General features: G+C 70.1%; 26 protein-coding genes and 1 tRNA gene. All 27 read left to right on the top strand.

Translation table 11 applies throughout. The features are described from left to right. Nucleotides 1-10: 10 nt before the first annotated feature. The 27 genes from AC1WTP_RS05565 (at nucleotide 11) to rpsC (ending at nucleotide 26,295) form a co-directional block, all read left to right on the top strand. Nucleotides 11-457 (top strand): FAS1-like dehydratase domain-containing protein, encoded by a 447-nt coding sequence (locus tag AC1WTP_RS05565; RefSeq protein WP_481648174.1) that lies wholly within the window; start codon nucleotides 11-13, stop codon nucleotides 455-457. 1 nt (nucleotide 458) lies between these two features. Beyond that, nucleotides 459-851: a MaoC family dehydratase gene (locus tag AC1WTP_RS05570; RefSeq protein WP_481648175.1), complete on the top strand. Its 393-nt coding sequence runs from the start codon at nucleotides 459-461 to the stop codon at nucleotides 849-851. A 128-nt stretch (nucleotides 852-979) separates the two neighbouring features. Then, nucleotides 980-1,052, top strand: a tRNA-Trp gene (locus AC1WTP_RS05575). A gap of 209 nt (nucleotides 1,053-1,261) precedes the next feature. Then, nucleotides 1,262-1,654 (top strand): preprotein translocase subunit SecE, encoded by a 393-nt coding sequence (secE, locus tag AC1WTP_RS05580; protein ID WP_481648176.1) that lies wholly within the window; start codon nucleotides 1,262-1,264, stop codon nucleotides 1,652-1,654. A 38-nt stretch (nucleotides 1,655-1,692) separates the two neighbouring features. After that, nucleotides 1,693-2,415 carry a transcription termination/antitermination protein NusG gene (gene nusG / locus AC1WTP_RS05585; RefSeq protein ID WP_481648177.1) on the top strand — a complete coding sequence of 241 codons (723 nt, stop codon included), beginning with the start codon at nucleotides 1,693-1,695 and terminating at the stop codon, nucleotides 2,413-2,415. 185 nt (nucleotides 2,416-2,600) lie between these two features. Further along, entirely contained in the window at nucleotides 2,601-3,032 is a 432-nt protein-coding gene (gene rplK / locus AC1WTP_RS05590; protein ID WP_447134642.1) for a 50S ribosomal protein L11, read from the top strand. 82 nt (nucleotides 3,033-3,114) lie between these two features. After that, on the top strand, nucleotides 3,115-3,831 hold the full coding sequence (gene rplA / locus AC1WTP_RS05595; RefSeq protein ID WP_481648178.1) for a 50S ribosomal protein L1: 717 nt from the start codon (nucleotides 3,115-3,117) through the stop codon (nucleotides 3,829-3,831). A 79-nt stretch (nucleotides 3,832-3,910) separates the two neighbouring features. Beyond that, a complete protein-coding gene (locus tag AC1WTP_RS05600; protein WP_481648179.1) occupies nucleotides 3,911-4,840 on the top strand; it encodes an ABC transporter ATP-binding protein in 930 nt (309 codons plus the stop codon). After that, on the top strand, nucleotides 4,837-5,526 hold the full coding sequence (locus AC1WTP_RS05605; RefSeq protein ID WP_481648180.1) for a hypothetical protein: 690 nt from the start codon (nucleotides 4,837-4,839) through the stop codon (nucleotides 5,524-5,526). The genes AC1WTP_RS05600 and AC1WTP_RS05605 overlap by 4 nt, the downstream gene beginning before the upstream one ends. A 409-nt stretch (nucleotides 5,527-5,935) precedes the next feature. Then, on the top strand, nucleotides 5,936-6,481 hold the full coding sequence (gene rplJ / locus AC1WTP_RS05610) for a 50S ribosomal protein L10 (RefSeq protein WP_481648181.1): 546 nt from the start codon (nucleotides 5,936-5,938) through the stop codon (nucleotides 6,479-6,481). 57 nt (nucleotides 6,482-6,538) lie between these two features. After that, nucleotides 6,539-6,925 carry a 50S ribosomal protein L7/L12 gene (gene rplL, locus AC1WTP_RS05615; RefSeq protein ID WP_363766717.1) on the top strand — a complete coding sequence of 129 codons (387 nt, stop codon included), beginning with the start codon at nucleotides 6,539-6,541 and terminating at the stop codon, nucleotides 6,923-6,925. 572 nt (nucleotides 6,926-7,497) lie between these two features. After that, entirely contained in the window at nucleotides 7,498-10,929 is a 3,432-nt protein-coding gene (gene rpoB / locus AC1WTP_RS05620) for a DNA-directed RNA polymerase subunit beta (RefSeq protein WP_481648182.1), read from the top strand. Nucleotides 10,930-11,009: 80 nt separating this feature from the next. Beyond that, complete coding sequence (locus tag AC1WTP_RS05625) at nucleotides 11,010-14,900, top strand: DNA-directed RNA polymerase subunit beta' (RefSeq protein ID WP_481648183.1); 3,891 nt, start codon at nucleotides 11,010-11,012, stop codon at nucleotides 14,898-14,900. A 103-nt stretch (nucleotides 14,901-15,003) separates the two neighbouring features. After that, nucleotides 15,004-15,372 (top strand): hypothetical protein, encoded by a 369-nt coding sequence (locus tag AC1WTP_RS05630; protein WP_481648184.1) that lies wholly within the window; start codon nucleotides 15,004-15,006, stop codon nucleotides 15,370-15,372. Between the two features lie 759 nt (nucleotides 15,373-16,131). Further along, nucleotides 16,132-16,512, top strand: a complete 381-nt coding sequence (locus AC1WTP_RS05635; protein ID WP_481648185.1) for a hypothetical protein — start codon at nucleotides 16,132-16,134, stop codon at nucleotides 16,510-16,512. A gap of 631 nt (nucleotides 16,513-17,143) precedes the next feature. Next, nucleotides 17,144-17,464 (top strand): 30S ribosomal protein S12, encoded by a 321-nt coding sequence (rpsL, locus tag AC1WTP_RS05640; protein WP_447134650.1) that lies wholly within the window; start codon nucleotides 17,144-17,146, stop codon nucleotides 17,462-17,464. Between the two features lies 1 nt (nucleotide 17,465). Continuing rightward, nucleotides 17,466-17,936: a 30S ribosomal protein S7 gene (gene rpsG, locus AC1WTP_RS05645; protein ID WP_076466673.1), complete on the top strand. Its 471-nt coding sequence runs from the start codon at nucleotides 17,466-17,468 to the stop codon at nucleotides 17,934-17,936. Between the two features lie 75 nt (nucleotides 17,937-18,011). Next, nucleotides 18,012-20,108: an elongation factor G gene (gene fusA, locus AC1WTP_RS05650; RefSeq protein WP_481648186.1), complete on the top strand. Its 2,097-nt coding sequence runs from the start codon at nucleotides 18,012-18,014 to the stop codon at nucleotides 20,106-20,108. A 212-nt stretch (nucleotides 20,109-20,320) separates the two neighbouring features. After that, complete coding sequence (gene tuf, locus AC1WTP_RS05655) at nucleotides 20,321-21,514, top strand: elongation factor Tu (RefSeq protein WP_447134652.1); 1,194 nt, start codon at nucleotides 20,321-20,323, stop codon at nucleotides 21,512-21,514. A gap of 350 nt (nucleotides 21,515-21,864) precedes the next feature. Beyond that, nucleotides 21,865-22,173: a 30S ribosomal protein S10 gene (rpsJ, locus tag AC1WTP_RS05660; RefSeq protein WP_007073037.1), complete on the top strand. Its 309-nt coding sequence runs from the start codon at nucleotides 21,865-21,867 to the stop codon at nucleotides 22,171-22,173. Nucleotides 22,174-22,184: 11 nt separating this feature from the next. Further along, nucleotides 22,185-22,850, top strand: coding sequence for a 50S ribosomal protein L3 (gene rplC / locus AC1WTP_RS05665; protein ID WP_481648187.1), 666 nt, complete (start codon nucleotides 22,185-22,187; stop codon nucleotides 22,848-22,850). Then, nucleotides 22,847-23,497 (top strand): 50S ribosomal protein L4, encoded by a 651-nt coding sequence (gene rplD, locus AC1WTP_RS05670; protein ID WP_481648188.1) that lies wholly within the window; start codon nucleotides 22,847-22,849, stop codon nucleotides 23,495-23,497. The genes rplC and rplD overlap by 4 nt, the downstream gene beginning before the upstream one ends. Then, complete coding sequence (rplW, locus tag AC1WTP_RS05675) at nucleotides 23,494-23,796, top strand: 50S ribosomal protein L23 (protein WP_088997375.1); 303 nt, start codon at nucleotides 23,494-23,496, stop codon at nucleotides 23,794-23,796. The genes rplD and rplW overlap by 4 nt, the downstream gene beginning before the upstream one ends. Before the next feature lie 12 nt (nucleotides 23,797-23,808). Beyond that, on the top strand, nucleotides 23,809-24,648 hold the full coding sequence (gene rplB, locus AC1WTP_RS05680; protein WP_088997376.1) for a 50S ribosomal protein L2: 840 nt from the start codon (nucleotides 23,809-23,811) through the stop codon (nucleotides 24,646-24,648). Between the two features lie 12 nt (nucleotides 24,649-24,660). After that, nucleotides 24,661-24,942 (top strand): 30S ribosomal protein S19, encoded by a 282-nt coding sequence (rpsS, locus tag AC1WTP_RS05685; protein WP_007073032.1) that lies wholly within the window; start codon nucleotides 24,661-24,663, stop codon nucleotides 24,940-24,942. Nucleotides 24,943-24,982: 40 nt separating this feature from the next. Further along, on the top strand, nucleotides 24,983-25,441 hold the full coding sequence (gene rplV / locus AC1WTP_RS05690; RefSeq protein WP_447134657.1) for a 50S ribosomal protein L22: 459 nt from the start codon (nucleotides 24,983-24,985) through the stop codon (nucleotides 25,439-25,441). After that, nucleotides 25,441-26,295, top strand: a complete 855-nt coding sequence (gene rpsC / locus AC1WTP_RS05695) for a 30S ribosomal protein S3 (RefSeq protein ID WP_481648189.1) — start codon at nucleotides 25,441-25,443, stop codon at nucleotides 26,293-26,295. Before rplV ends, rpsC begins: the two co-directional genes overlap by 1 nt. Nucleotides 26,296-26,298: the final 3 nt, after the last annotated feature.

Here is a 26,298-nt window from a genome sequence, read left to right on the forward strand (position 1 = left end):
GGTTCGCGGCATGTCCCTGGACCCGTCCTTCGTCGGCCGGAGCTATCCGCCGACCGCCCCGTACCAGGTGGGCCGCGAAAAGATCCGCGAGTTCGCGACCGCGATCGGCGCCACCGACCCGGCCCACCACGACCCGGAGGCCGCCCGCGCGCTCGGCCACCCGGACGTGGTGGCTCCGCCCACCTTCCCCTTCGTGGTGACCATGGCCGCCAACCGGCAGATCGTCGAGGACCCGGCGCTGGGGGTGGACTACAGCCGCGTCGTGCACGGCGACCAGCGGTTCGCGTACACCCGGCCGGTCGTGGCCGGGGACGAGCTGGTCTGCGTCAGCACCATCGAGGAGATCACCTCCCGGGGCGGGCATGGCTTCCTGACCACCCGCACCGACGTCACCACCGCCGCCGGGGAGCCGGTGGTCGCGGTCTGGTCCAAGCTCGTCGTACGCGGGGAGGCCTGACATGGAGCTGCCACCGAAGACGTTCCGGGTGACCCGCGCGGACCTGGTCCGCTACGCCGGGGCCTCCGGTGACTTCAACCCGATCCACTGGAGCGACCGGATCGCCACCAAGGTCGGCCTGCCCGGGGTGATCGCCCACGGCATGTTCACCATGGCGCTGGTCGGCCGGGCGGTCACCGAGTGGGCCGGCGCGCCCGACGCGGTGGTCGACTACGGCGTGCGGTTCACCCGGCCGGTGGTGGTCCCGGACGACGACCAGGGCACCGAGATCGAGGTGACCGCCGTGGTCCGTGAGGTCACCGAGGACGGTCTGACCAGGCTCGACGTGACCGCGACCTGTCTCGGCGAGAAGGTGCTGTCGCAGGCCCGGGCGACCGTCCGGACGGCCCGCTGAGCGGGCTCGCGACGCGCGATGGGCAGACCGGTTGGGAAAGTCGTGCCGCTACCCGTACACTGGTCCGCCGTGGGGCAATCGACCCCTGCCCGGCCGTGCGCGGCAGGGTGGGGTGAGCGTTGCCGCACAGGGGTGTAGCTCAATTGGCAGAGCAGCGGTCTCCAAAACCGCAGGCTGCAGGTTCAAGTCCTGTCACCCCTGCGCCTCAGGCCTGACCGTTCCCGTGGGTCGCGCCGCCGTCCGGCGGCGCTCGGCCCGTGGTGGTGGCATCGGCGGGGTGGCTCCGAGGCATCGGGCCCCCGGTCGATCCGCCGGCCGCGGCCCGTCGCGGGACGGTTGGGCCCGGCCGGCGTGACCAAACGCCGCGCACGCCGACGGCGTGCGACCCGACATCCCGCACGGAGGGCGAAGTGGCCGACAACAAGCGGCGCGGCGAGGACGCCGGCGACGACCGTCTGCACGACGAGGTCGTCGACGACGTGGCCGACGACGACGCCACCGAAGCGGAAGAGCCGGTTTCCCGGGGCGGTGGCACCGCCACCCGGTCCCGGGCCAAGGCGGAGTCGGCCGACCGGCCGAAGACCCGGGCCGAGACCGACAAGGTGGGGCTGTTCGGCCGCATCGCCCGATTCATCCGCGAGGTCGTCGCCGAACTGCGTAAGGTCATCTGGCCGACGCGCAAGGAGCTGCTGACCTACACCGCCGTGGTGGTCGCCTTCGTCGCGGTGATGCTGACGATCGTGGCCGGCCTGGACTACGCCTTCGCCAAGGGCGTGCTGTGGGTCTTCGGCAACCCCAGCTGACCGGCTGACTGTGCCGATAGTGACGGAAGTGAGCGAGCGTGCCTGAGTACGACGAGACCGCCGAACCCGCGGACGAGCAGTCCACGGTCGCGACGGCGGCTGGTGACGAGTCGGTCGAGGCCGCCAGCGAGCCGGAGTTCCCCACCAGCGAGCCCGCGCCCGACGAGGACTACGACCCGGTCGCCGAGCTGCGCCAGAAGCTGCGCTACGCGCCGGGTGACTGGTACGTGGTGCACTCGTACGCCGGCTACGAGAACAAGGTCAAGACCAACCTCGAGACCCGGATCACCAGCCTCGACATGGAGGACTACATCTACCAGGTCGAGGTGCCGACCCGGGAAGAGGTCGAGGTCAAGAACGGCAAGCGGTCCCAGGTCCAGGCCAAGGTCTTCCCGGGCTACATCCTGGTCCGGATGGAGCTGACGGCCGAGTCCTACTCGTGCGTGCGCAACACGCCGGGGGTCACCGGCTTCGTGGGCGCGACCGACCGGGCCGACCGCCCGGCGCCGCTCTCCCTCGACGAGGTGCTCAAGTGGCTGGCGCCGGCCGTCGAGACCGAGCAGAAGAAGGCCAAGCCCGAGGTCAAGGTCCTCGACTTCGAGGTCGGCGACTCGGTCACCGTCACCGACGGCGCCTTCGCCTCGCTGCCGGCGACGATCAGCGAGATCAACGCCGACCAGCAGAAGCTCAAGGTGCTGGTGTCGATCTTCGGCCGGGAGACGCCGGTGGAGCTGAACTTCAACCAGGTCGCCAAGATCTGACGTACCTCCGCACCGGCGGTGGGCCTCCCGGCCGGCCGCCGGTGCGTCGTCTCGCCGCCCGCCGGACCTCGGCCGGGAGGGTGGTGGACGGCTGCGCTACCCTAGAACGTCGGCTGTCCGCACCGCGCTGACCGTGCGCGCCCGCAGGCCGGCGAAAATCCCAGTTCCAAGCCCCAGGAAGAGACATGCCTCCGAAGAAGAAGCTCGTCAAGACGTTCACGCTTCAGCTGCCGGCGGGCCAGGCCACCCCGGCGCCGCCGGTCGGCCCCGCGCTCGGCCAGCACGGCGTGAACATCATGGAGTTCTGCAAGTCCTACAACGCGCAGACCGAGTCCCAGCGGGGCGACATCGTCCCCGCCGAGATCAGCGTGTACGAGGACCGGACCTTCACCTTCGTGCTGAAGACCCCGCCCGCCGCCCGCCTGCTGATCAAGGCCGCCGGCGTGCAGAAGGGCTCCGGCGTCCCGCAGAAGGACAAGGTCGGCTCGGTCACCCGCGCCCAGCTGCGCGAGATCGCCGAGAAGAAGATGGCTGACCTCAACGCCAACGACCTCGACCAGGCTGAGAAGATCATCGCCGGCACCGCCCGGTCGATGGGCATCGTCGTCAACGACTGACGTCGGCCAGCACAGACCCGAACGGATCGTGGGAGGGCACGCGGTGACGCGGCCCGCCAGAGACCACAGGAGTAACCAGAACATGCAGCGCAGCAAGAGCTACCGCAAGGCCGCCGACGTCATCGACCGGTCCAAGCTCTACACCCCCGCCGAGGCCGTGAAGCTGGCCAAGGAGACCACCAACGTCAAGTTCGACGCCACGGTCGAGGTCGCCATGCGCCTCGGCGTCGACCCCCGCAAGGCGGACCAGATGGTCCGCGGCACGGTCAACCTGCCGCACGGCACCGGTAAGACCGCCCGCGTGATCGTCTTCGCCGCCGGCGCGAAGGCCGAAGAGGCCGCCGCGGCGGGTGCCGACGAGGTGGGCACCGACGAGCTGGTCGCCCGGATTCAGGGCGGTTGGCTCGACTTCGACGCGGCGATCGCCACGCCGGACCAGATGGCCAAGATCGGCCGGATCGCGCGGATCCTGGGCCCGCGCGGTCTCATGCCGAACCCGAAGACCGGCACGGTGACCATGGACGTCACCAAGGCGGTGCAGGACATCAAGGGCGGCAAGATCACCTTCCGGGTGGACAAGCACTCCAACCTGCACCTGATCATCGGCAAGGCCTCGTTCTCCGAGACCCAGCTGGTGGACAACTACGCCGCCGTCCTCGACGAGGTGCTCCGCGCCAAGCCGTCGGCGGCCAAGGGCACGTACCTCAAGAAGGTCACCCTCACCACCACCATGGGCCCGGGTGTCCCGGTCGACCCGAAGCTGGTGAAGAACCTCCACGAGGCCCCGGCCGAGGGCTGAGCACGACTCCCGCGCAGGGGCCCCGCCACGACTCGTGGCGGGGCCCCTGCCGTTCGTCCGGCTGTGGCAGGCTCGCGGCATGCGGCTGGAGAACGTCTGGTTGCGGTACCGCCGGCGGGGGCCGTGGGTGCTGCGGGGTGTGGATGCGCGGATCGGTCCGGGTGAGGTCGTGGTGGTGCTCGGCCGCAACGGCGCCGGGAAGTCCACCCTGCTGCAGATCGCGGCCGGGGTGCTGCGGCCGGTCCGGGGTCGGGTGACCGACCGCCCGCGGCGGGTCGGCTGGGTCCCGGAGCGCTTTCCCGCCGACCAGCCCTTCACCGTGGAGCGCTACCTGACCGGCATGGCACGGGTCGCCGGCCTCGACGCCGCGGCCGCCGGCCGGGCGGTGACCGACTGGACCTCCCGGCTCGGGCTGGCCGCGTTCCGCGCGGTCCGGCTGGCGGAGTTGTCCAAGGGCACCGCGCAGAAGGTCGGCCTGGCCCAGGCGATGCTCCGCCCGCCCGGCCTGCTGGTCCTCGACGAGCCCTGGGAGGGCCTGGACGCGGCCACCCGGGACCTGGTCCCGGCGGTGATCGACGAGGTGCTCGGCACGGGCGGGTCGGTGCTGGTCAGCGACCACCGAGGGGAGACCGTGCGGCTGCCCGGCGCGCGGCACTGGACGGTGGCCGACGGCACGGTCACCGAGGAGGCGCCGTCGTCCGCCGCGGGGATGGCGGTGGTCGAGGTCGCGGTGCCGGCCGCGCGGGTCGCCGGCACCGTCGCCCGGTTGCGCGCCGAGGGTCACCACATCCTGCGGGTACGCCCCGACGCCGCATCCGCCCGGTCCGGACGACCCGCCGGGGCGGCCGGTGAACCGGGACCGGACGGGTCGCCCGCCGGCTCCGTGACGGCCGACAGCGAGCCCGGGTCGACGGATCATGGTCGCGATGTGGCCGGTGCCCGGCCCGGCGGTGCGGCGGCCGGTTCGGCGGCAGCGGCGGCTGGCGAGCCGGGCGAGGTGGTCCGATGATCGCGCTGGTCCGGCTGCGGCTGGCCGGCTTCCTGCGGACCGGCCGGGCGCTCGCCCCGGTGCTCGCCGGCCTGGTGGCGCTCGGCGTCCTCTACGGCGGTGGCCGGGCGCAGCCGGCGGAGGCGTACGGCGTCTCGGCGGCGGTGCTCTTCCCGGTGCTCGCCTGGCAGACCAAGGTGCTGCTGGACGTGGAGCCGGACGGGCAGCGCCGGCTGGCCCGGGTGCTGGCCGGCGTCCGGGGCGAGGAGGTGGCCGGGCTGCTGGCGGCGAGCGTGGCGGCGTTCGGCACGGTGGCCGTCGCGCTGGTCTTCCCCTGGCTGGTCGGCGGGGTCACCGGCCCGGTCGAGCCGGGGGACCGGTCGGTGGTGCTGGGCGTCACCCTGGGCGCCTGGGTGCACCTGCTGGTCGTACCGGCGGCGGTGGCGCTCGGCGCGCTGGCCAGCCGGGCCAGTACGGGCAGCGCCGGGTACGGCGTCGCGGTGCTGGCGGTCGGCGGGGTCGGCGCCGTCGTCCTCGGCCTGACCGGCTCGGTCGCCCCCTGGCTGGCGCCACCGGTGATGGCCACCGCCCGGGCCGTCGCCGGCGACCTGACCCTGCCGACCGGCGCCGCGCTCACCGGCTGGGCGGCGGCGTGGAGCGCGCTCGCCCTCGCCGGCTACTCCTGGCGGCGCCGGTCCCGGCCCTGACGGCGGTCGGCGCGGGCTGGACGGGCCGGGCGGCACCGGTCCCGATCCTGACCGCGGTCGGGCGCCGGCTCGGCCGGGGGCGGGGTGGGCGGGGGAGTGAGCCGGGCCACCGGGGGCCGATTTGGCGGTCGCCGGGCGGGTCGCGTAACCTTGGCCGCGAAGTTCCACCCAGAGACCGCTGGTCACCGTGCCTCGGCACGGTCGAAGGTCCCGCGATGACGGGCGACCCGCGCAGGGCGGCAAGCGAAAATCGGCAGTGCAGCATGGTCCGCCGACCGTGTGCGCGCCCGCCGGCCCTCGCCCCGTGCGCCCTGCGCCGGGGCTTTTCTCGTTGTCGTGTCGCCTCCGCCACCGTCGACAGCTCCGCTGCCCGACGGTGACCAGCCTCGAGCAACGAGAGAGGAGGGACATGGCGGACAAGCCGATCCGGGCCGACAAGGCCACGGCCGTCGCTGAGCTGACCGAGAGCTTCCGGAACGCGGGTGCCACGGTGCTGACCGAGTACCGCGGTCTGACGGTTTCCCAGCTCACCCAGCTGCGGCGCTCGCTCGGCAAGGAGACCACCTACACGGTCGCGAAGAACACGCTGGCCAAGCGTGCCGCGACGGACGCGGGCATCTCCGGCCTCGACGAGCTGTTCACCGGTCCTACCGCGCTGACTTTCGTTTCGGGCGACGTCGTCGAGGCGGCGAAGGGGCTTCGCGACTTCGCGAAGGCCAACCCGAAGCTCGTCATCAAGGGCGGTGTCTTCGAGGGCAAGGCCATTTCCGCGGCCGAGGTCACGAAGCTCGCCGACCTGGAGTCCCGTGAGGTGCTGCTGGCCAAGCTGGCCGGCGCGATGAAGGGCAACCTGAGCAAGGCCGCGGCCCTGTTCCAGGCTCCGCTCTCGAAGGCCGCCCGTGCGGCGGCCGCCCTGGCGGACAAGCGCGAGAAGGAGGGCGCCGAGGCGGCCTGAGGCCTCCCGGCGTACCCAGTTCAGTCTTTGTAGATCCAGTTGGAAAGGACGCCAGACATGGCGAAGCTCAGCACCGACGAGCTGCTCGACGCGTTCAAGGAGATGACGCTGATCGAGCTCTCCGAGTTCGTGAAGCAGTTCGAGGAGACCTTCGAGGTCACCGCCGCGGCTCCGGTCGCGGTGGCCGCTGCCCCGGGTGCCCCGGGTGCCGCCGCCCCGGTCGAGGAGGAGAAGGACGAGTTCGACGTCATCCTCGAGGCTGACGGCGGCAAGAAGATCCAGGTCATCAAGGTCGTGCGCGAGCTGACCGGCCTGGGCCTCAAGGAGGCCAAGGACCTGGTCGAGGCCGCGCCGAAGCCGGTCCTGGAGAAGGCCAACAAGGAGACCGCGGAGAAGGCCAAGGCCAAGCTCGAGGGCGAGGGCGCCAAGGTCACCCTCAAGTGATCTGAGGTACGACCAGGCGCGCGTCCGGCTCACGTGAGCCGGGGCACACCGCGTCGCGGCGGGCGGTGATCCGGGAACGGATCGCCGCCCGCCGTGTTGGTGCCCCGGCCGGCAGCGGCGTGAGCAGGGCGTCCGTCGCCCGGCGCCGGACCGGCCGGCGCCGCCTGTCGGTAGTCCGTCGGTGGGAAAGACACGCGACCCGGGGACCGGCCCTTGACGCGGCACCGGGCTGCCAGGCACGCTGACACCAGCAAGACCTTCCGCGCTTGCAACGGCCACCACTTGGGTAATGGCAGCGGCGACACCATCGGCCGCGGCACCTGAGCGGCCCGGCGGGAACGTTGCGTTCCGAGCGGCCCGGTGCGACCCGGTTACAGGGTCCCGAGGCACGTTCCGCGACGACCTGCGGGGTGGGCTGGACAGCGGTTAGCCTCTCGGCTACACTGCTAGTTTGCGCTGCCTTCCGACTTGACCCCTGCTCGGAAATGTCCGTTTGCGGATATTTCTGGTGGGGTCATTGGAGTGCACGCGTACCAGCCGTTCTGCAGCACCGGTCCTCGGAAGGACGCATCTTGGCAGCTTCCCGCCCTGCGAAGACCAGTCGTACGTCGAGCGCTTTCGCTCCCCGCCGAGTTTCATTCGGCAGGATCACCGAACACCTCGAGGTCCCCAACCTCCTCGCCATCCAGAACGAGTCCTTCGACTGGCTCGTCGGCAACGAGGCTTGGCAGGGCCGGTCGGCGGACGACCCGCACGCACGCTCGGGTCTCGCGGAGATCCTCGACGAGATCAGTCCCATTGAGGACTTCTCCGGCACCATGTCGCTCTCCTTCTCGGCCCCGCGCTTCGACGAGGTGAAGGCCTCGATCGAGGAGTGCAAGGAGAAGGACCTCACCTACTGCGCGCCGCTCTTCGTGACCGCGGAGTTCACCAACAACACCACCGGCGAGATCAAGAGCCAGACGGTGTTCATGGGTGACTTCCCGATGATGACGCCGAAGGGCACCTTCATCATCAACGGCACCGAGCGCGTCGTGGTCAGCCAGCTCGTCCGGTCCCCGGGCGTCTACTTCGACAAGCAGCCGGACAAGACCTCCGACCGCGACCTCTCCAGCGTCAAGGTCATCCCGAGCCGGGGTGCCTGGCTGGAGTTCGACATCGACAAGCGCGACACGGTCGGCGTCCGCATCGACCGCAAGCGCCGGCAGGCCGTCACGGTCCTGCTCAAGGCCATCGGATGGTCGGCCGAGCAGATCCGTGAGCGGTTCGGCTGGTCCGAGCTGATGATGACCACGCTCGAGAAGGACCACATCGCCGGCCAGGACGAGGCGCTGCTCGACATCTACCGCAAGCTGCGCCCTGGCGAGCCGCCGACCCGTGAGAACGCCCAGACCCTGCTCGACAACCTCTTCTTCAACCCGAAGCGGTACGACGTCGCCAAGGTCGGTCGTTACAAGTTCAACAAGAAGCTCCAGCTGGACGTGCCGATCACCACCGGCACGCTCACCGAGGACGACATCGTCGCCACCGTGGAGTACCTCTGCCGGCTGCACGCCGGTGAGGAGGGCTACGAGGCCGACGACATCGACCACTTCGGCAACCGGCGCCTGCGTACCGTGGGCGAGCTCATCCAGAACCAGGTCCGGGTGGGCCTGTCCCGGATGGAGCGGGTCGTCCGCGAGCGGATGACCACCCAGGACGTCGAGGCGATCACGCCGCAGACCCTGATCAACATCCGCCCGGTGGTGGCGGCGATCAAGGAGTTCTTCGGCACCTCGCAGCTGTCCCAGTTCATGGACCAGACCAACCCGCTGGCGGGCCTGACCCACCGGCGCCGGCTGAGCGCGCTCGGCCCGGGCGGTCTGTCCCGGGAGCGGGCCGGCTTCGAGGTCCGCGACGTGCACCCGTCCCACTACGGCCGGATGTGCCCGATCGAGACGCCGGAAGGCCCGAACATCGGTCTGATCGGCGCGCTGTCCACCTTCGCCCGGGTCAACCCGTTCGGCTTCATCGAGACGCCGTACCGGAAGGTCGTCGACGGTCGGGTCACCGACCAGATCGACTACCTGACCGCGGACGAGGAGGACCGCTTCGTCAAGGCGCAGGCCAACGCGCCGCTGAAGGCGGACGGCACCTTCGCCGAGGACCGCGTCCTGGTCCGCCGTAAGGGCGGCGAGACCGAGGACGTCCCGCCGGCGGCCGTGGACTACATGGACGTCTCGCCGCGGCAGATGACCTCGGTCGCGACCGCGATGATCCCGTTCCTTGAGCACGACGACGCCAACCGGGCGCTGATGGGCGCGAACATGCAGCGCCAGGCGGTGCCGCTGGTCAAGGCCGAGGCGCCGCTGGTCGGCACGGGCATGGAGTACCGTGCCGCGGTCGACGCCGGTGACGTGGTGGTCGCCGAGGTCGGTGGCGTCATCGAGGACCTCTGCGCCGACTACATCACCGTCCACCAGGACGACGGCCACCGCCGGACGTACCTGCTGCACAAGTTCCGCCGCTCCAACGCCGGCTCCTGCGTCAACCAGAAGCCGGTGGTCTTCGAGGGCGACCGCGTCGAGGCCGGCCAGGTCATCGCCGACGGTCCGTGCACCGACGAGGGCGAGATGGCGCTCGGGCGCAACCTGCTCGTGGCGTTCATGACCTGGGAGGGGCACAACTACGAGGACGCGATCATCCTGTCGCAGCGCCTCGTGCAGCAGGATGTGCTCACCTCGATCCACATCGAGGAGCACGAGGTCGACGCCCGGGACACCAAGCTGGGTCCGGAGGAGATCACCCGCGACATCCCGAACGTCAGCGAGGAGATGCTCGCCGACCTCGACGAGCGCGGCATCATCCGGATCGGCGCCGAGGTGGTCCCCGGCGACATCCTGGTCGGCAAGGTCACGCCCAAGGGTGAGACCGAGCTGACCCCGGAGGAGCGGCTGCTCCGCGCGATCTTCGGTGAGAAGGCGCGTGAGGTCCGGGACACCTCGTTGAAGGTGCCGCACGGTGAGACCGGCACGGTCATCGGCGTGCGTACCTTCTCCCGCGAGGACGGCGACGAGCTGCCGCCGGGCGTCAACGAGCTGGTCCGGGTCTACGTCGCCCAGAAGCGGAAGATCCAGGACGGTGACAAGCTCGCCGGCCGCCACGGCAACAAGGGCGTCATCTCGAAGATCCTGCCTATCGAGGACATGCCGTTCCTGGAGGACGGCACCCCGGTCGACATCGTGCTCAACCCGCTGGGTGTGCCGAGCCGGATGAACATCGGCCAGGTGCTGGAGACGCACCTCGGCTGGGTGGCCAAGACCGGTTGGAGCGTCGACGGTGACGACACGGACTGGAAGCGTCAGCTCCGGTCGATCGACGCGCACGAGTCCGAGCCGGACACCAACGTGGCCACGCCGGTCTTCGACGGTGCCCGCGAGGAGGAGATCTCCGGTCTGCTCGCGTCGACGCTGCCCAACCGGGACGGCAAGCAGCTGATCGGCTCCAGCGGCAAGGCGCAGCTGTTCGACGGCCGCTCCGGCGAGCCGCTGCCGGACCCGATCGCGGTCGGCTACATCTACATCCTGAAGCTCAACCACCTGGTCGACGACAAGATCCACGCCCGGTCGACCGGCCCGTACTCGATGATCACGCAGCAGCCGCTGGGTGGTAAGGCGCAGTTCGGTGGCCAGCGCTTCGGTGAGATGGAGTGCTGGGCCATGCAGGCGTACGGCGCCGCCTACGCCCTGCAGGAGCTGCTGACCATCAAGTCCGACGACGTCCTCGGCCGGGTGAAGGTCTACGAGGCCATCGTCAAGGGCGAGAACATCCCCGAGCCGGGCATCCCGGAGTCGTTCAAGGTGCTGCTCAAGGAGCTGCAGTCGCTGTGCCTCAACGTCGAGGTGCTCTCCAGCGACGGTGTGGCCCTGGAGATGCGCGAGACCGACGACGAGGTGTTCCGGGCCGCGGAGGAGCTGGGCATCGACCTGTCCCGGCGCGAGCCGAGCTCGGTCGAAGAGGTCTGAGGTGAGCGGTCGGGAGCCGGCTCGCCGGCTCCCGACCCCACCCACTAGCTAGCAGTACAGACGACGACATAGGGGACATAGTGCTCGACGTCAACTTCTTCGACGAGCTGCGTATCGGCCTCGCCACCGCCGACGACATCCGTCAGTGGTCCCACGGCGAGGTCAAGAAGCCTGAGACGATCAACTACCGCACCCTGAAGCCGGAAAAGGACGGGCTCTTCTGCGAGAAGATCTTCGGTCCGCAGCGGGACTGGGAGTGCTACTGCGGTAAGTACAAGCGGGTCCGGTTCAAGGGCATCATCTGCGAGCGCTGCGGCGTCGAGGTGACCCGGTCCAAGGTCCGTCGCGAGCGGATGGGGCACATCGAGCTGGCCGCTCCGGTGACCCACATCTGGTACTTCAAGGGCGTGCCGAGCCGGCTGGGCTACCTGCTGGACCTCGCCCCCAAGGATCTCGAGAAGATCATCTACTTCGCCTCGTACGTCGTGACCAGCGTGGACGCCGAGGCGCGTCACCGCGACCTCTCGACCATCGAGAACGAGATCCTGGCCGAGAAGCGGCAGGCCGAGAACAGCCGCGACTCGGAGATCGAGAAGCGGGCCGCCAAGCTCGAGGCCGACCTGGCCGAGCTGGAGGCCGAGGGTGCCAAGGCGGACGTCCGGCGCAAGGTCAAGGAGGGCGGAGAGCGCGAGATGCGCCAGATCCGCGACCGGGCCCAGCGCGAGATCGACCGCCTGGACGAGGTGCTGGACACCTTCCGCAAGCTGGAGCCGAAGCAGCTGGTCACCGACGAGCTGCTCTACCGCGAGCTGCGGGACCGGTTCGGTGAGTACTTCACCGGCGGCATGGGCGCGGAGGCCATCAAGGCGCTGGTCCAGAACATGGACCTCGACGCCGAGGCGGAGAGCCTGCGGGAGACCATCCGCTCCGGCAAGGGGCAGCGGAAGATCCGCGCGCTCAAGCGGCTCAAGGTCGTCGCGGCGTTCCTCAACACCCGCAACTCGCCGCTCGGCATGGTGCTGGACTGCGTCCCGGTCATCCCGCCGGACCTGCGCCCGATGGTGCAGCTCGACGGTGGTCGCTTCGCGACCTCCGACCTGAACGACCTGTACCGCCGGGTGATCAACCGGAACAACCGGCTCAAGCGGCTGATCGACCTCGGCGCGCCCGAGATCATCGTGAACAACGAGAAGCGGATGCTGCAGGAGGCCGTCGACGCGCTGTTCGACAACGGCCGCCGCGGCCGGCCGGTCACCGGCCCGGGCAACCGCCCGCTCAAGTCGCTCTCCGACATGCTCAAGGGCAAGCAGGGCCGGTTCCGGCAGAACCTGCTGGGCAAGCGCGTCGACTACTCCGGCCGTTCGGTCATCGTGGTCGGCCCGAAGCTCAAGCTGCACCAGTGCGGCCTGCCCAAGCAGATGGCGCTGGAGCTGTTCAAGCCGTTCGTGATGAAGCGGCTGGTCGACCTCAACCACGCGCAGAACATCAAGTCCGCCAAGCGGATGGTCGAGCGGCAGCGGCCGGTCGTGTGGGACGTGCTGGAAGAGGTCATCGGCGAGCACCCGGTGCTGCTCAACCGGGCGCCGACCCTGCACCGGCTGGGCATCCAGGCCTTCGAGCCGCAGCTGGTCGAGGGCAAGGCCATCCAGATCCACCCGCTGGTCTGCACCGCGTTCAACGCCGACTTCGACGGTGACCAGATGGCGGTGCACGTGCCGCTGTCCGCCGAGGCCCAGGCCGAGGCGCGGATCCTGATGCTGTCGTCGAACAACATCCTCAAGCCGGCCGACGGCAAGCCGGTCACCATGCCCACCCAGGACATGGTCATCGGCCTCTACCACCTCACCCACCTCACGCCCGACGAGAAGGGTGCGGGCCGGGCGTTCAGCTCGGACGCCGAGGCGCGGATGGCGTACGACAACGGCGAGCTGCACCTGCAGGCTCCGGTGAAGATCCGGCTGCGCGGCGTGGTCGGGGTCGACAACGGCGCCGGTGCCGAGCCGTGGACCGCCCCGGAGGGCTGGGTCGAGGGCGAGGCGCTGACCGTGGAGACCACCCTCGGCCGGGTGCTGTTCAACGAGACGCTGCCGCAGGGCTACCGCTTCGTGAACTACGAGATCCGCAAGGGTCAGCTCTCCGCGATCGTCAACGACCTCGCCGAGCGCTTCCCCAAGGTGGCCCTGGCGGCCACCCTGGACGGGCTCAAGGAGGCCGGCTTCCACTGGGCCACCTGGTCCGGCGTGACGATCGGCATGGAGGACGTCATCGCTCCGCCGCGCAAGGCGGAGATCCTGGAGCGGTACGAGAAGGAAGCCGACCGGATCGACAAGCAGTACCAGCGTGGTCTGATGACCGCCGAGGAGCGCCGCGGCGAGCTCATCGAGATCTGGACCAAGGCGACCAACGAGGTCGCCAAGGAGATGGACACCGCGCTGCCGCAGGAGAACCCGCTGTGGAAGATGATCAACTCGGGTGCCCGCGGTAACCTGCTCCAGCTCCGGCAGATCGCGGCGATCCGTGGTCTGGTGGCCAACCCCAAGGGTGAGATCATCCCGCGGCCGATCAAGGCCAGCTACCGGGAGGGTCTGTCCGTGCTGGAGTACTTCATCTCCACGCACGGTGCCCGCAAGGGTCTCGCCGACACCGCCCTGCGTACCGCCGACTCGGGTTACCTGACCCGTCGTCTGGTGGACGTCTCGCAGGACGTGATCATCCGCGAGGAGGACTGCGGCACCGACCGGGCGATCCCGATGCAGATCGGCCAGCGCACCGAGGACGGCCGGCTCATCGTGCACGAGCACGCGGAGACCAGCGTGCACGCCCGTACCCTGGCCGACGACATCAAGGGGCCGGACGGCACCGTCGTCGCCGAGCGGGGCGCGGACATCAACTCGATCCTGGTTGACAAGATCGTCGCCGCCGGGGTGGAGACGGTCCGGGTGCGCAGCGTGCTCACCTGCGAGTCGAAGCTGGGCGTCTGCGGTGCGTGCTACGGCCGCTCGCTGCCGACCGGCAAGACCGTGGACGTCGGCGAGGCGGTCGGCATCATCGCCGCCCAGTCGATCGGTGAGCCGGGTACGCAGCTGACGATGCGTACCTTCCACACCGGTGGTGTCGCGGGTGAGGACATCACCCAGGGTCTGCCGCGTGTCCAGGAGATCTTCGAGGCCCGGGTCCCGAAGGGTAAGGCGCCTATCGCCGACACCCCCGGCCGGATCCGGATCGAGGACGGCGAGCGGTCGCGGAAGATCATCGTGGTGCCGGACGACGGCAGCGACGAGATCGTCTACGACAAGATCTCCAAGCGGGTCCGGCTGCGGGCCCACGACGGCGATCACGTCGAGGTCGGCGAGAAGCTCACCGAGGGCACCATCGACCCGCACGAGCTGCTGCGCATCCTCGGCCCGCGCGCGGTCCAGGTCCACCTGACCCAGGAGGTCCAGGAGGTCTACCGCTCGCAGGGTGTGCTCATCCACGACAAGCACATCGAGATCATCATCCGCCAGATGCTCAAGCGGGTGACGGTCATCGACTCCGGCTCGACCGAGTTCCTGCCGGGTGTGCTGGTCGACCGGGCGCTGTTCGAGTCGGAGAACCGCCGACTCGTCTCCGAGGGCGGCGAGCCCGCCGCCGGTCGCCCGGTGCTGATGGGTATCACCAAGGCTTCGCTGGCCACGGATTCCTGGCTGTCGGCGGCCTCCTTCCAGGAGACCACCCGGGTGCTGACGGACGCGGCGATCCACGCCCGCAGCGACTCGCTGATCGGCCTCAAGGAGAACGTGATCATCGGTAAGCTCATCCCGGCCGGTACCGGCATCAGCAAGTACCGCAACGTCCGGGTCGAGCCGACCGAGGAGGCGAAGGCCAAGGTCTACTCGATGACCGGCTACCCGGAGACCGACTACGGCTTCGGGCCGGCCAGCGGCCAGGCGGTCCCGCTGGACGACTTCGACTTCGGGTCGTACCGCTAGTCCGCACGAACGTACGAGGCCCCCGGCAGTCGCCGGGGGCCTCGTCGTGTCCGGACCGGGGGAGTGCCCTGCCGGTGGCGGGTCGCCGGGGCATGATGGTGACATGACGACCGCACCCGGGCAGGTGCCCGTCGCCCCGCAGCCGCTGCGCCACCCGCTCGACCCGGACCCGGCCCGGGCCACCAAGGCCAGGGCGGTCTTCGCGCTGGGGCTGATCGGCGCGCTCACCGGCCTCTTCGTGGGCGGGGTGGTGCCGGCCACGGTGGCGCTCCAACTGGCCCGGCAGGCGCGCCGGGAGGCGTACGCCTCGGGCGGGTTCCTCACCGGCGCGGCCTGGCTGCGCCGGGGGGAGCGGCTGGCCTGGACGGGCCTGGTGCTGGTCGCGGTCAGCCTGGTGGCCGCGGTGGTGGTCGGTGTGGTCCGGCTGGCCGACGCGCCCTTCGGGCAGGACTTCGCGCCGAACGTGGACTGACGCCGGCGAGGGAACAGCTCCGCCGGGCGCGGCCGGCCGGGGCCGCGGCGGTAGCCTGGCGTGGTCCGTCGCGCGGCGGTGGACGGCGACGGCCGACAGGAGGAGTTCGTGACGGAACCGGCGCGCCCCACGGGCGGTGACCCCGGGCAGCCCGGCGGCGCGGACGCCGCGCCGGCCACCGGCAGCGAGTGGGCCCGCCCCGATTCCGTGCCCGGCGGCGCGCCGCCGTCGGCCCCACCCGCCGGCTATCCGTCCGCCCCGTCCTCGCCGCCGTCGGCCCCGCCCGCCGGCTATCCGTCCGCCCCGTCCTCGCCGCCGGGCACCCCGGAGGCGGCGCAGCCGTCGTCCCCGCCCGCGGAACACGCCCCCATGCCGGCGTGGCCGGCGGGCCCGCCGCCCGGCGCGGCCGCCCCGGCGCCGGACCGGCCGCCGGCCGGTGGCGCTCCGGCGGTGCGCCCGTGGGGGTCTCCGGCCGGCCAGCCGCCGGTCAGCCCGTGGGGCGCAGCGTCGGGTCAACCGTCCGGGAGTTCGTGGGGATCGCCGGCGGACCAGCCGTCCGGCGGCCCGTGGGGGTCTCCGTCGGGTCAGCCGTCGGCGACTCCGTGGGGTGCCCCGGCCGGTCGGCCGGTCTCCGGCTGGCCAGCGCCGGCGGGCCAGCCGTACCCCGGCGCGTGGGGGTCGCCGGGTCGGGCCGCTCAGCCGGGCGCCGGGCCGGCCCTGCCCCCGCCGTCCCGGGAGACGCCCCGCCCGCCCCGGCGGGTGGACGCGGTGCCCGGCACGCCGTTCGCCGTGGTGCACCTCGACGTGCCACCGGTCACCTCGGGCCTGGCGGTGGGCTCGCTGGTGGCCGGGATCGCCGCGATCGGAGTCTCGGTGCTGGTCATCTGCTTCGGCGCGGCCGGGGCGTCCGCCGGCGGCGTCTGGGCCTCCGGCGCGTTCACCGTGCTCGGCGTGCTGGCCGGAGCGGGCGCGGCGGTGGCCGGCCTGCTCGGCCTGCGGCAGATCCGCCGTCCGGCGGCGCCGCCCGCCGTCCGCTTCACCGGCCGCGGCCTGGCGCTGGCGGGGATCAGTTGCGGCGCGTCGGGGCTGGGGCTCAGCCTGCTCGGGCTGGCGCTGGCGGTGCTGCTGTCGTTCGGCTGAGCCGACCGGTGACCGGGCGCCGGCCACCGCGCAACGCCGGCCGGGCGCTGCGGGCGTGGTTGAGCGCGACCGGGCCTGGTGTCCGGACTCGTCCCGATCGGGGGTAGGCGACCGCTTTGCGAGCGGACGACGTCCGTGTCGGGGCAGTGGTGCCCACCGGGTGGGACCGGCCGACCCGGGGCCGACGGGCCGCGTCGCGGAGAAGCCGGTACACTTGTGTCTGTAGGTGCCCATCACGGGCGGGCGGGCACGACGGAACGATCCACGGGCGGTGACACGGCCGGGCGAGCCATTCCGTTTTGACCTGCGCGGCTGTGGTAGGTACTCTTTCCCCTTGTGCCCGGGCCAGCCCGGGCAACTCGTGCGTGCGCTGGTTCCGGTGAGCCGGAGAGCGGCCGGCAGCACGACAGAGCCAGAAGACCCGGCGCGCGGAGAGCCGTGTGCCGGTGACAGACCCCGGTACGAGCGCGCGCGTCCGCACCGGGACCGTGATCTGGGCGACACGCCCGACCGCGGGTGCCGGGACCTCCCTGCGGGGCCCTGGTCGGAAGGTAAGAGGGTCGATCATCAGGTCGGCTACGGCAGACGGCGCGGCCGCAACAACTGCGGCCGAAGGGAGCGGAGAAACCCGGTGCCCACGATCCAGCAGCTGGTCCGAAAGGGCCGCCAGGCGAAGACGAGCAAGACCAAGACCCCGGCGCTGAAGGGTTCCCCTCAGCGGCGCGGCGTGGTCGCTCGTGTCAAGCTCAGCAGCCAGATCGAGGTGACCGCCTACATCCCGGGTGTCGGCCACAACCTGCAGGAGCACTCGATCGTGCTCGTCCGCGGCGGCCGGGTGAAGGACCTCCCCGGCGTGCGTTACAAGATCGTCCGCGGTTCGCTGGACACCCAGGGTGTCCGTAACCGCAAGCAGGCGCGCAGCCGTTACGGCGCGAAGAAGGAGAAGAGCTGACATGCCGCGTAAGGGACCCGCTCCGCGGCGGCCGCTGGTCGCTGACCCGGTGTACAACTCGCCGCTGGTCACCCAGTTGGTCAACAAGATCCTGCTGCGCGGCAAGCGCCAGCTCGCCGAGAGCATCGTGTACGCGGCCCTCGAGGGCTGCCGCGAGAAGTCCGGCACCGACCCGGTCGTCACCCTGAAGCGGGCGATGGACAACGTCAAGCCGACCCTCGAGGTGCGCAGCCGTCGTGTCGGTGGCGCCACCTACCAGGTGCCGGTCGAGGTCCGTCCGGCCCGGGCGACCACCCTGGGCCTGCGCTGGCTGGTCACCTACTCCCGCGCCCGGCGCGAGAAGACCATGGTCGAGCGGCTGATGAACGAGCTGCTGGACGCGAGCAACGGCCTCGGTGCCGCCGTCAAGCGGCGCGAGGACACGCACAAGATGGCCGAGTCCAACAAGGCCTTCGCGCACTACCGCTGGTAACACCCGGGTTCCGGCGCCGCTGCGGCGCCGGAACCGCCACCAGTTGAGTCGAGACGACGATAAGTAGGGATTGAAGTGGCCGCCGCAGACGCGCTCGCCAACGTACGCAACATCGGCATCATGGCGCACATCGATGCCGGTAAGACCACTACCACCGAGCGGATCCTGTTCTACACCGGTATCACGTACAAGATCGGTGAGGTCCACGAGGGCGCTGCCGTCATGGACTGGATGGAGCAGGAGCAGGAGCGCGGTATCACCATCACTTCCGCCGCCACCAAGTGCGAGTGGAAGGGCCACACGATCCAGATCATCGACACGCCCGGTCACGTCGACTTCACGGTCGAGGTGGAGCGGTCGCTGCGGGTGCTGGACGGTGCGGTCGCGGTCTACGACGGTGTCGCCGGCGTGGAGCCCCAGACGGAGAACGTCTGGCGGCAGGCGGACAAGTACAACGTCCCCCGGATGTGCTTCGTCAACAAGCTCGACCGGACCGGCGCCGACTTCTTCCGCTGCGTGCAGATGATGATCGACCGGCTCAACGCGACCCCGCTCGTGCTGCAGATCCCGATCGGGCTCGAGGGCGACCACATCGGCGTCGTCGACCTGATCGGCATGCGCGCCCTCACCTGGCGCGGGGAGACCCAGAAGGGTGAGGACTACGCGATCGAGGAGATCCCGGCCGAGCTGGCCGACTCCGCGGCCGAGTGGCGCGAGAAGCTGATGGAGACCCTGGCCGACGTCGACGACTCGGTGATGGAGAAGTACCTGGAGGGCGAGGAGATCTCCGTCGAGGAGATCAAGGCCGCCATCCGGCGCGCCACCATCGCCGGCAAGGCCAACCCGGTGCTCTGCGGCTCCGCGTTCAAGAACAAGGGCGTCCAGCCGATGCTCGACGCCGTGGTCGACTTCCTGCCGTCGCCGCTGGACATCCCGGCGATCGAGGGCACCGCGACCGACGGCGAGACCCCGCTGCAGCGGAAGCCGTCCACCACGGAGCCGTTCTCCGGCCTGGCGTTCAAGATCCAGACCGACAAGCACCTCGGCAAGCTCACCTACGTCCGGGTCTACTCGGGCGTGGTCGAGTCCGGGTCCCAGGTGGTCAACTCCACCAAGGACCGCAAGGAGCGGATCGGCAAGATCTACCAGATGCACGCCAACAAGCGGGAGGAGCGCAGCTCCGCCAAGGCTGGCGACATCATCGCGGTGCAGGGTCTCAAGCAGACCACCACCGGTGACACCCTGTGCGACCCGGCGAACCCGGTCATCCTGGAGTCGATGACCTTCCCGGAGCCGGTCATCGAGGTCGCCATCGAGCCGAAGACCAAGGCTGACCAGGAGAAGCTCAGCACCGCCATCCAGCGGCTGGCCGAGGAGGACCCGACCTTCCGCGTCAAGCTGGACGAGGAGACCGGCCAGACGGTCATCTCCGGCATGGGCGAGCTGCACCTGGACATCCTGGTCGACCGGATGCGCCGCGAGTTCAACGTCGAGGCCAACATCGGTAAGCCGCAGGTGGCGTACCGCGAGACCATCCGCCGCCCGGTGGAGAAGGTCGAGTACACCCACAAGAAGCAGACCGGTGGTTCCGGCCAGTACGCCCGGGTGATCATCAGCCTGGAGCCGCTGCCGCTGGACAACGACTCGCCGACCTACGAGTTCGCGAACGCCGTCACCGGTGGCCGCATCCCCCGGGAGTTCATCCCGTCGGTGGACGCGGGCGCCCAGGACGCCATGCAGTACGGCATTCTCGCCGGCTTCCCGCTGGTGGGTGTCAAGCTGACCCTGGTGGACGGTCAGTACCACGAGGTCGACTCGTCCGAGATGGCGTTCAAGATCGCCGGTTCGATGGCGCTGAAGGAGGCGGCCCGCAAGGCCGACCCGGCGCTGCTCGAGCCGATGATGGCCGTTGAGGTCACCACTCCGGAGGAGAACATGGGTGACGTCATCGGCGACCTCAACTCCCGCCGTGGCATCATCCAGGCGATGGAGGAGCGCGGCGGTGCCCGCGTCGTCCGCGCCCTGGTGCCGTTGTCGGAGATGTTCGGCTACGTCGGCGACCTGCGGTCGAAGACCCAGGGCCGGGCTAGCTACAGCATGCAGTTCGACTCCTACGCCGAGGTTCCGGCCAGCGTGGCGAAGGAGATCATCGCCAAGGCGACGGGTGAGTGACTCACCTGAGCTGATGATCCGTGGACGGTCGCGGGAGGGTGCTCCCGCCCGCGGCCACCACGGTCGGGTTGCGTGAGACCGGGCCTGTAGGCTTCACCGCCGCAGAACCCACCAAGCTCTCCGGCCGCCAGGCCGGAAAGGCTGTCGACAGAGTCCTAAGCGCCGACCGGCGCGCCGGGCGTACGAACCAAGAAGTCCACAGGAGGACACCAGTGGCGAAGGCGAAGTTCGAGCGGACTAAGCCGCACGTCAACATCGGCACCATTGGTCACATCGACCACGGTAAGACGACGCTGACGGCGGCCATCACCAAGGTCCTGCACGACCAGTTCCCGGACCTGAACCCGTACACGCCGTTCGACGAGATCGACAAGGCGCCGGAGGAGAAGGCCCGCGGCATCACGATCTCGATCGCGCACGTCGAGTACCAGACCGAGGCGCGGCACTACGCGCACGTCGACTGCCCCGGTCACGCCGACTACATCAAGAACATGATCACCGGTGCCGCGCAGATGGACGGCGCGATCCTGGTGGTGGCGGCGACCGACGGCCCGATGCCGCAGACCCGCGAGCACGTGCTGCTGGCCCGCCAGGTCGGCGTGCCGTACATCGTCGTGGCGCTGAACAAGAGCGACATGGTCGACGACGAGGAGCTCCTGGAGCTCGTCGAGCTCGAGGTCCGCGAGCTGCTCTCGTCGCAGGAGTACCCGGGTGACGACCTGCCGGTCGTGCGGGTGTCGGCGCTGAAGGCCCTCGAGGGTGACCCCGAGTGGACCGGCAAGCTGATGGACCTGATGACGGCCGTCGACACCGCGATCCCGCAGCCGGAGCGCGAGACCGAGAAGCCGTTCCTGATGCCGATCGAGGACGTCTTCACGATCACCGGTCGGGGCACGGTCGTCACCGGTCGCGCGGAGCGCGGCATCCTCAAGCCGAACGAGGAGGTGGAGATCGTCGGTATCCGCGAGAAGTCGCAGCGGACGGTCTGCACCGGCATCGAGATGTTCCGCAAGCTGCTCGACGAGGCCCGCGCGGGTGAGAACGTCGGTCTGCTGCTGCGTGGCATCAAGCGCGAGGACGTCGAGCGCGGCATGGTGGTCGTCAAGCCGGGCACCACGACCCCGCACACGGAGTTCGAGGCGACGGTCTACATCCTCTCCAAGGAGGAGGGCGGCCGGCACACCCCGTTCTTCCAGAACTACCGTCCGCAGTTCTACTTCCGGACCACGGACGTCACCGGTGTCGTCACGCTCCCCGAGGGCACCGAGATGGTCATGCCGGGTGACAACACCACCATGACGGTGAAGCTGATCCAGCCCATCGCCATGGAGGAGAACCTCAAGTTCGCGATCCGCGAGGGTGGCCGCACCGTCGGCGCCGGGTTCGTCACCAAGATCATCAAGTGAGCTGGGTAACCCCGATTAGACCCGCCGCCGGTCGTGCGGCATACTAGTCAGGTTGCGTAACGACAGTTCGTCGCTCGTGTTCGGCGTTCGCCGAACCTCCGGGCGGTAGGACAGTCGGGCGTAGGGTGGTTGGCGGCCCGTCCGCCAACCACCCTCGCACGGCGTTCAGGTCGCGGTAGTGCGATCGGCGCCTTGACCCACCGCGCGGTCAGAATCGCTCCGGAACCTCGGGGCGGAGCCTGGCCCGAGGGCGCGACACGCCCGACCGCGGGGGTCGGCGAAGTGGGCCTGTGCCAGCCGGTACAGGCGCCCGCAACACAGCGGCATCGAGAGAAGGAACAGAAGCCACCATGGCGGGACAGAAGATCCGCATCCGGCTCAAGGCCTATGACCACGAGGTCGTCGACTCCTCGGCTCGGAAGATCGTCGAGACGGTGACGCGCACCGGGGCGCAGGTCGCAGGCCCGGTGCCGCTGCCCACGGAGATCAACCGTTTCTGCGTTATCCGCTCGCCGCACAAGTACAAGGACTCGCGCGAGCACTTCGAGATGCGCACGCACAAGCGGCTGATCGACATCATCGACCCGACCCCGAAGACGGTCGACTCGCTCATGCGCCTCGACCTGCCGGCTGGCGTCGACATCGAGATCAAGCTGTAGGGACCGGACAAATGGACAGGCAAGTTAAGGGGATCCTGGGCGCGAAGCTCGGCATGACCCAGGTCTGGGACAACAACCGAGTTGTCCCGGTGACCGTGGTTCAGGCCGGCCCCTGCGTCATCACCCAGGTTCGTGACGCCGACAAGGACGGTTACTCCGCGGTCCAGCTGGCGTACGGCACGATCGACCCGCGCAAGGTCAAGAAGCCGATCGGCGGGCACTACGCGAAGGCGGACGTCGCGCCGCGCCGGCACATCGTCGAGCTGCGCACCGCCGACGCCGCGGACTACTCGCTGGGCCAGGAGGTCACGGTCGAGGAGTTCCCGCCCGGCATGTCGGTCGACGTGACCGGCAAGACCAAGGGCAAGGGCTTCGCGGGCGTCATGAAGCGGCACGGCTTCCACGGCCTGCGCGCCAGCCACGGTGTCGAGCGCAAGCACCGCTCGCCCGGCTCCATCGGTGGTGCGTCCACCCCGGGTCGCGTCTTCAAGGGCGTCCGGATGGCCGGCCGGATGGGTGGCGCGCGCTACACCGTCCAGAACCTGACCGTCCAGGCGGTCGACACCGAGAACAACCTCCTGCTCGTCCGTGGCGCCATTCCCGGCCCCAAGGGCGCGCTGGTCCTGGTCCGCAGTGCGGCCAAGACCAAGGCGAAGAAGGGCGGTGCGGCCAAGTGACCACCGTTGACGTCCTCAGCGTCGAAGGCACCAAGAGCGGCTCGGTCGAGCTGCCCGCCGACATCTTCGACACTCAGGCCAACGTCGCGCTGATGCACCAGGTCGTGGTGGCTCAGCTCGCGGCGGCCCGGCAGGGCACGCACAAGACCAAGACCCGCGGCGAGGTCGCCGGCGGCGGCAAGAAGCCGTACAAGCAGAAGGGCACCGGTCGCGCCCGGCAGGGCTCGATCCGCGCGCCGCAGTTCGCCGGCGGTGGCGTGGTGCACGGTCCCGTGCCGCGCGACTACAGCCAGCGGACCCCGAAGAAGATGAAGGCCGCCGCGCTGCGTGGCGCCCTCTCCGACCGGGCCCGCGCCGGGCAGGTGCACGTCGTCGAGGCGTTCGTCTCGGGCGAGAAGCCGTCGACCAAGGCCGCCCTGGCCACGCTGGCCAAGCTGACCGACGCCCGCCGGGTGCTGGTCGTGCTGAGCAGCACCGACGAGCTGAACTGGGTGTCGCTGCGCAACGAGCCGCGGGTGCACCTGATCGAGGCCGGCCAGCTCAACACGTACGACGTGCTGGTGGCCGACGACGTGGTCTTCACCAAGGACGCCCTGGACGAGTTCCTGGGTGTTCCCGCCGAGACCACCGAGGAGGGTGGCAAGTGAGCACGATCGCCGACCCGCGCGACATCATCGTGGCGCCGGTCGTCTCGGAGAAGAGCTACAGCGAGCTGAACCGCAACTGGTACACCTTCCTGGTGCACCCGGACGCGAACAAGACGGAGATCAAGATCGCTATCCAGCAGATCTTCAACGTCCGCGTCCTGACGGTCAACACGCTCAACCGCGAGGGCAAGCGCAAGCGGACCCGTACCGGGTTCGGCCAGCGCAAGGCCACCAAGCGCGCGATGGTGAAGCTGGCTGACGGTGACCGTATCGAGGCCTTCGGCGGCCCGGTCAGCTGAGGGGTGTAGACAATGGCTATCCGTAAGTACAAGCCGACGACGCCGGGCCGGCGTGGCTCGAGCGTCGCCGACTTCGCCGAGATCACCCGGTCGACGCCCGAGAAGTCGCTGCTGGCTCCGCTGCCGAAGAAGGGCGGACGCAACGCCCACGGCCGGATCACCACCCGGCACCATGGTGGCGGTCACAAGCGCCAGTACCGCCTGATCGACTTCAAGCGGGTCGACAAGGACGGCGTACCGGCGAAGGTCGCCCACATCGAGTACGACCCGAACCGCACCGCGCGGATCGCGCTGCTGCACTACGCCGACGGCGAGAAGCGGTACATCATCGCGCCGAAGGACCTGAAGCAGGGCGACACCGTCGAGTCGGGTCCGGGCGCGGACATCAAGCCGGGCAACAACCTGCCGCTGCGCAACATCCCGGTCGGTACCACGATCCACAACGTGGAGCTCCGTCCCGGCGGTGGCGCCAAGCTGGCCCGCTCGGCCGGCGTCGGCATCCAGCTGCTCGGCCGCGAGGGCGCGTACGCGACCCTGCGCATGCCGTCCGGTGAGATCCGGCGGGTCGACGTGCGCTGCCGCGCCAGCGTCGGCGAGATCGGCAACGCCGACCAGTCGAACATCAACTGGGGTAAGGCCGGCCGGATGCGGTGGAAGGGCAAGCGCCCGACCGTCCGTGGTGTCGCGATGAACCCGGTCGACCACCCGCACGGTGGTGGTGAGGGTAAGACCTCCGGTGGTCGCCACCCGGTCAACCCGCAGGGTAAGCCCGAGGGCCGCACCCGTCGTAAGGGCCAGCCGAGTGACCGGCTGATCGTCCGCCGCCGCTACGCCACGCGTAAGCGCGGCTGAGGGAGATAAGACATGCCTCGCAGCCTGAAGAAGGGCCCGTTCGTCGACGACCACCTGCTCAAGAAGGTGGAGACGCAGAACGACAAGGGCTCGAAGAACGTCATCAAGACCTGGTCGCGGCGCTCGACGATCATCCCGGAGATGCTGGGTCACACGATCGCGGTGCACGACGGACGCAAGCACGTCCCGGTGTTCGTGACCGAGGCGATGGTCGGGCACAAGCTCGGCGAGTTCGCGCTGACCCGCACGTTCAAGGGTCACGAGAAGGACGACCGGAAGAGCCGTCGGCGCTGACGCCGCGGGCATACGGATAGAGGAACAAGGGGTTACAGCGATGCCAGGAAAGGGCGACGCTCCGGTGCTTCCGGGCGCGCGGGCGGTTGCGCGGCACGTGCGCATCTCGCCGATGAAGGCGCGCCGGGTGGTCAACCTCGTCCGCGGCCTGCCCGCGAAGGAGGCGCTCACGGTGCTGCAGTTCGCGCCGCAGGCTGCGAGCGAGCAGGTGTACAAGGTGCTCGCGAGCGCGATCGCCAACGCGGAGAACAACGAGCGGCTGGACCCCGACGCGCTGCTCGTCAGCGAGGCGTACGTGGACGAGGGCCCGACCATGAAGCGGTTCCAGCCGCGGGCGCAGGGCCGGGCGTACCGGATCCGCAAGCGGACCTGCCACATCACGGTCGCGGTGGAGGCGGTGGCGCCGGCCGCGCCGAAGAAGGCCGCGGCGAAGAAGGCGGCCCCGGCGAAGCAGGCCGCGCCGGCCGAGACGCAGAGCAACACGGAGGGCGCGGAGTAATGGGTCAGAAGGTTCACCCGCACGGGTTCCGGCTCGGCATCTCGACCGACTGGAAGTCCCGCTGGTTCGCGGACAAGCTCTACAAGGACTACATCGGCGAGGACGTCAAGATCCGCCGGATGATGTCCAAGGGCCTCGAGCGCGCCGGCATCTCCAAGGTCGACATCGAGCGCACCCGCGACCGGGTCCGGGTCGACATCCACACCGCCCGGCCGGGCATCGTCATCGGCCGTAAGGGTGCGGAGGCCGACCGGATCCGCGGCGAGCTCGAGAAGCTGACCGGCAAGCAGGTCCAGCTGAACATCATCGAGGTGAAGAACCCCGAGTCGGACGCGCAGCTGGTCGCCCAGGGCGTGGCCGAGCAGCTGTCCAGCCGGGTCAGCTTCCGGCGGGCGATGCGCAAGGCCATGCAGTCGGCGATGAAGAACCCGGTCTGCAAGGGCATCCGGGTGCAGGTCTCGGGTCGCCTCGGCGGCGCCGAGATGAGCCGGACCGAGTTCTACCGCGAGGGCCGGGTCCCGCTGCACACGCTGCGGGCCAACATCGAGTACGGCTTCTTCGAGGCCCGTACCACCTTCGGCCGGATCGGCGTGAAGGTCTGGATCTACAAGGGCGACGCGGTGCCGGGTCGGGAGACCCCGGCCGAGGCGCCGTCGCGCCCGCGCCGTGAGCGCGGCGACCGCCCCGAGCGGCCGCGCCGTGGTCGGTCCGGTTCGTCCGGCACGACCGCCGGCGGCACCGAGGCCGGCCGGGCTGCCGCGACCACGCTCGCGCAGCAGGCCGAGACGCCGAGTGGTGACGCGGTGGACCCCGCCGCCGTCGCCGCCGCGGCAGAAACGCAGCAGGAGGGCTGACAG

The organism is Micromonospora sp. R311, assembly GCF_056780015.1.

Excerpts from the sequence above, each read along its gene's own strand:
- AC1WTP_RS05565 (WP_481648174.1), top strand. The coding sequence starts at position 11 with ATGTCCCTGGACCCGTCCTTCGTCGGCCGGAGCTATCCGCCGACCGCC.
- AC1WTP_RS05570 (WP_481648175.1), top strand. The coding sequence starts at position 459 with ATGGAGCTGCCACCGAAGACGTTCCGGGTGACCCGCGCGGACCTGGTC.
- rplK (WP_447134642.1), top strand. The coding sequence starts at position 2,601 with ATGCCTCCGAAGAAGAAGCTCGTCAAGACGTTCACGCTTCAGCTGCCG.
- rplA (WP_481648178.1), top strand. The coding sequence starts at position 3,115 with ATGCAGCGCAGCAAGAGCTACCGCAAGGCCGCCGACGTCATCGACCGG.
- AC1WTP_RS05600 (WP_481648179.1), top strand. The coding sequence starts at position 3,911 with ATGCGGCTGGAGAACGTCTGGTTGCGGTACCGCCGGCGGGGGCCGTGG.
- AC1WTP_RS05605 (WP_481648180.1), top strand. The coding sequence starts at position 4,837 with ATGATCGCGCTGGTCCGGCTGCGGCTGGCCGGCTTCCTGCGGACCGGC.
- rplJ (WP_481648181.1), top strand. The coding sequence starts at position 5,936 with ATGGCGGACAAGCCGATCCGGGCCGACAAGGCCACGGCCGTCGCTGAG.
- rplL (WP_363766717.1), top strand. The coding sequence starts at position 6,539 with ATGGCGAAGCTCAGCACCGACGAGCTGCTCGACGCGTTCAAGGAGATG.
- AC1WTP_RS05630 (WP_481648184.1), top strand. The coding sequence starts at position 15,004 with ATGACGACCGCACCCGGGCAGGTGCCCGTCGCCCCGCAGCCGCTGCGC.
- rpsG (WP_076466673.1), top strand. The coding sequence starts at position 17,466 with ATGCCGCGTAAGGGACCCGCTCCGCGGCGGCCGCTGGTCGCTGACCCG.
- rpsJ (WP_007073037.1), top strand. The coding sequence starts at position 21,865 with ATGGCGGGACAGAAGATCCGCATCCGGCTCAAGGCCTATGACCACGAG.
- rplC (WP_481648187.1), top strand. The coding sequence starts at position 22,185 with ATGGACAGGCAAGTTAAGGGGATCCTGGGCGCGAAGCTCGGCATGACC.
- rplB (WP_088997376.1), top strand. The coding sequence starts at position 23,809 with ATGGCTATCCGTAAGTACAAGCCGACGACGCCGGGCCGGCGTGGCTCG.
- rpsS (WP_007073032.1), top strand. The coding sequence starts at position 24,661 with ATGCCTCGCAGCCTGAAGAAGGGCCCGTTCGTCGACGACCACCTGCTC.
- rplV (WP_447134657.1), top strand. The coding sequence starts at position 24,983 with ATGCCAGGAAAGGGCGACGCTCCGGTGCTTCCGGGCGCGCGGGCGGTT.
- rpsC (WP_481648189.1), top strand. The coding sequence starts at position 25,441 with ATGGGTCAGAAGGTTCACCCGCACGGGTTCCGGCTCGGCATCTCGACC.